At 53.0% G+C, this 4191-nt stretch carries 5 protein-coding genes; 2 read left to right on the top strand and 3 right to left on the bottom strand.

Going from position 1 to position 4191, the window contains the following annotated elements; genetic code table 11:
* The coding region (locus H5T64_13345; GenBank protein ID MBC7265318.1) for a type I glyceraldehyde-3-phosphate dehydrogenase at window positions 1-183 on the bottom strand (183 nt) is incomplete at its 3' end.
* Between the two features lie 106 nt (window positions 184-289).
* The gene (locus H5T64_13340; protein ID MBC7265317.1) at window positions 290-1618 is read right to left on the bottom strand and encodes a YvcK family protein; all 1329 of its coding nucleotides are present in this window, start codon (window positions 1616-1618) and stop codon (window positions 290-292) included.
* Between the two features lie 136 nt (window positions 1619-1754).
* Between H5T64_13340 and H5T64_13335 the strand changes: the two genes are divergently transcribed.
* A complete protein-coding gene (locus tag H5T64_13335; protein MBC7265316.1) occupies window positions 1755-2648 on the top strand; it encodes an alpha/beta hydrolase in 894 nt (297 codons plus the stop codon).
* On the top strand, window positions 2645-3919 hold the full coding sequence (locus H5T64_13330) for an MFS transporter (protein ID MBC7265315.1): 1275 nt from the start codon (window positions 2645-2647) through the stop codon (window positions 3917-3919). The genes H5T64_13335 and H5T64_13330 overlap by 4 nt, the downstream gene beginning before the upstream one ends.
* A 14-nt stretch (window positions 3920-3933) precedes the next feature.
* Here H5T64_13330 and H5T64_13325 read toward each other — a convergent pair.
* Window positions 3934-4191, bottom strand: a 258-nt coding sequence (locus tag H5T64_13325; protein ID MBC7265314.1) for a transposase, incomplete at its 5' end; no start/stop codon positions are given.

Below are 4191 nucleotides of genomic sequence, written 5' to 3'. Positions count from 1 at the left end.
CTCCACACTGCCTGGGAAGCGTCCGTAGTTGGAGTCGTACTTCAGCAGGTGGGCGTTGGTTTGAGCGTCGAAGAGGTCGTTGACGGCCACTACGGAAAGGTCATCGGGATAGTAATCCAGCATGGACTTGAAGGCCTGCCGTCCGATCCTGCCGAAACCATTGATGCCGATTCTCGTTGTCATGCTCATCTCCTTGTTCTCTTATGTAATCCTTGCGACGATCCAATGCTGAGGACTTGCTGATCTTTCTCAAAATTGAGGGATAACCTCCCGCCAACCCTGAGCAAGATCAATGGGCAAGCGCGCGTTGTCCTTCCCAAGACTGGTATATGTGCATTATTTCTCTGGCCAACTTCTCAGGGTTATGGCGCCAGGGGTTCATTGGGTCTATTAGATCCGCCTTTACGACTTGCCAGTGATTACCCAAATCACCCTCCGGATGAACCAGCTGGCTCTTCCAGTTTGGTGGATGCGTCACTTCGAAGTTGTTGTTTGCCAGGACGATGTCGAAAACATCCTGACCAATATGGTCCTCGAGGGCTCGTATATGATTGCCCACAGAGTAACCGTCGGTCTCACCTGGTTGAGTGGCGACGTTACAAACGTAAATCTTGAGAGCGCGTGCTGCGCGCAATGCCTGAACTATGTCAGACACCAACAAATTTGGCAGAATGCTGGTGTATAAACTGCCTGGACCGACTACAACCAGGTCAGCCTCCAAAATGGCCTGTACGGCTTCACTATAGCCCCTTGCGTCTTCGGGGCGCAAGAAGACTCGCTCAATCGGCGCACCTGCTTTGGGAATGCGTGATTCGCCCTCTATTTGGCGAGCGATCAAATTAGCCGTTTCTGCGTCCCCTAATTCGGCCCAGAGCGTGACGCGAGTCAGGGTGGAGGGTAATATCCGGCCACGCACAGCAAGCACTTTGCTGGACTCCAGGATCGCCCGCTCGAAATCACCCGTGACCCCGGCCATGGCTGCAATGAAGAGGTTACCAAAACTATGTCCACCTAGGCCCGTTCCTTCGCCGAAGCGATATTGGAAGAGTTCGGTCATGAGGGATTCTTTATCCGCCAACGCTGTAATACAGTTTCGAAAATCGCCGGGTGGCAGCAAACCTAACTCCTGGCGCAGGCGACCAGAACTACCTCCATCGTCAGCCACGGTCACGATGGCTGTCAAATTTGAGGTGTGTTCTTTCAACCCTCGTAACAGTGTGGAGAGGCCATGTCCCCCACCAATGGCGACTATTTTGGGCCCTTTGGCACGGAGATGGTAGCGATAGAGAATATCGGCCATATCGGTCTGACCTGGTGCAACGAATGGCTTAAGCAAAGAGCGGCTCACTCGGTAGAGGGAGATAGCAACTATCACAAAACCAAGCGTGCACAGGATCAGGCCACGCGCCCAATGGGGTAGAAACTGCAATGTAAGAGTGTATACGAGAGGGGAAATGCCCGTTGGGAATTCAACCGCCCGGTACGCCTCAACGTAGAGGAAACTTACACCCAGACTAAGGAAAAATAATCCCACGGCCAGCAATACGAGCCAGCGTTTAATTCCCATGCCTGGGTAGAGCCATTTTCGGATAGAGACCCACAGCCCTTTATAATCCATATAGCCACTTTCTGAGAAAATTATAAGGCAAATGCAGGACGCTTGTCAAAGATATGCGCGCCATTCTCAAGTTTGCGCAGTTATCCAGCGAGGTGTTATAATTCCATTGCTCGGGATTTTGTCAAAGAGGCCTTTCATGAGTTTGGTCATCATTCTTGGGCTTGCGCTTCTCCTAGTCCTCACTTTTTTGGGTTATTTTGGTTCAGAGACTTTGATTCATCCGCGCCGTACTCCCCTCTCTGCGCGGCCAACTGATTACCACCTTCCCTACGAAGACGTGAGTTTCACCACCGATGATGGCATTATCCTGCACGGCTGGTTTGTGCCAGCACAACATACCAGGGGTACAATTGTTTTCTGCCACGGGTGGTCAGGCAACAAAGAGCCCGATCTCAAATATGTCCCCTGGCTCTGGGAAAACGGTTATTCGGTCCTCCTCTTCGATTTTCGTAACCACGGGGATAGCGGTGGAAGCGCAACTTCCATGTGCTATCTGGAACGAAAAGATCTGCTGGCCGCTCTGGAGTACCTGCGCGGCCGCGGCGTTACGCAGGTGGGTGTGATGGGCTTCTCGATGGGCGCAGCGGTGGCCATCGCCACTGCCCCTCTCAGCCCGATCATTCATGCCGTGATCGCCGACAGCGGCTTTGCTGAGTTACATTGCGCCATCGCTAATGGCCTGCGGCTGCGCTACTCAACTCTAGGACCTTTTGCACAACCATTAGCGCGTTTTATCGTATTCGTCGCAGGTTGGCGGATAGGCTTAGATTTGAGCCAGGCAGACCCTATTCATTGGGTGGGACGCATCAGCCCACGGCCGCTCTTTATCATCCACGGTGGTCGCGATCCTTATGTTCATTCGACAGAGGCACAGCGCCTCTATGCAGCAGCCGGAGAGCCGAAGTCCATTTGGCTTGTTACTGATGCCGGTCACCGCGAGGCAGATATCTCCTATCCCCAGGAGTACAAAGAGAGTGTGTTGGCTTTCTTTGATCAATGGCTCACCCGAAGAAAGGAAGATTTGCCATGAAGAATCTGCGTGCCATCGAATATATCACAATGAACGCTTACTGGTTTGGACTGGCCTACCTCTGGAATGGGATGCACGTCATTATTCTGCCTTCCCTACTCCTGAGATTTGTCCCCGAAAACCTCAAAAACACTTACTTGGGCTTCCTGACCTTCATTGGGCTGGTTCTGGCAATGCTAGTACAGCCTATCTCGGGTGCCATCAGTGACCGGTCGGCCTCGCGTTGGGGACGAAGGCGCCCTCTGATCCTGCTTGGCACGGTACTAGATTTCGTTTTCATTGCTGGGCTGGCTCTGTCCACTAATTATTGGATGGTCTTCGTGAGTTATTTCTTCCTCCAACTTGCCTCCAATACCGCCCACGGTCCAGCGCAAGGCTTCATACCGGATCTAGTGCCAGAAGACAAGAGGGGGTTGTTGTCAGGAATAAAGAACCTTGCCGACATCGGTGGCCTTATTGTTGGCTCACTGGCTGCGGCATACTTCATGGGCTCAAGCCCACCGAACACCATAGGGGCGTTATTTTCTATCTGCGCCGTCCTCTTTGTATGCGCCGCCATCACTCTAACCGTGCACGAGCAGCCCCAAACGATGGACCAACGCACACCCCTCGGAGAAAGCATCGCAGAAAGTATCCGACGGACTTTTCAAATAGACTATCGTCTCTATCCCGACTATGTCTGGCTTATCGCTTCACGTTTCTTGATTTTGTTGGGCATCTATGCAATCCAGGGTTTTGCCCAATACTACATTCGGGATGTTCTGCGCGCACCAAATCCCGAAGGCTTTACCGGCAGTTTGGTTGCCATCATTGGGATTTTCGTTTTCCTGCTATCCCTCCCGGCTGGCTATCTGGCGGACCGGGTCGGTCGCAAACCGCTGATCTATCTCGCAGGCCTCGTCGCTGCGGTCGCTGCATTCGTCCTGCAATTCCCGCGCAGTTTCACAGGTCTGGCCATATGTGGCGGTTTCATCGGCATGGCCCTGGGTATTTTCCTCAGCGCAAATTGGGCGTTGGCAACTGATCTAATACCCAAAACAGAGGCTGGAAAGTATCTGGGACTCTCAAACCTCGCCACAGCAGGTGCTGGTGCTACATCAAGGCTCATAGGGCCCCTGATCGACACGTTTAACATGCTCAGCCCGAATTTAGGGTACACTCTCCTGTTTGTGATCGCTGCGGGAGTTATACTCGCTGGTACTACTCTGCTTCACAAAGTGCAGGTCAAGTCAGGTTTTTCCTGTAAAATAGGCGACGTAGGTACGCTATGATCAGTACAGCCCTCCTAAGTGTTGTACAATGGCAATCCGAGTTCGCGGCGCAGGAGATGCAGTTGTTGCTGCTCCAACTCGGTCATGCTCACCCGTTGCCAACGCTGACTTGCCTGCCACAAGGCCGAGAAGACCAGTTTCAGGCATGCTTTCTCGGTGAAGAAATGTGGGATCACCCTGGTGCGCCGACGGCTCTCCTGAAAAGCGCGCTCCAGCAGGTTGGTGGTGCGGATCGCTTTGTGGTGTGCCAGCGGGCAACGCAGGTAGGCCAG

The organism is Chloroflexota bacterium, from assembly GCA_014360825.1.
Taxonomy (GTDB): Bacteria; Chloroflexota; Anaerolineae; order UBA2200; family JACIWT01; genus JACIWT01.
This window is presented reverse-complemented; position numbering and strand designations above follow the sequence as displayed.

Coding starts and splice junctions, on each gene's coding strand:
- H5T64_13330 (MBC7265315.1), top strand. CDS start 2,645: ATGAAGAATCTGCGTGCCATCGAATATATCACAATGAACGCTTACTGG.
- H5T64_13340 (MBC7265317.1), bottom strand. CDS start 1,618: ATGGATTATAAAGGGCTGTGGGTCTCTATCCGAAAATGGCTCTACCCA.
- H5T64_13335 (MBC7265316.1), top strand. CDS start 1,755: ATGAGTTTGGTCATCATTCTTGGGCTTGCGCTTCTCCTAGTCCTCACT.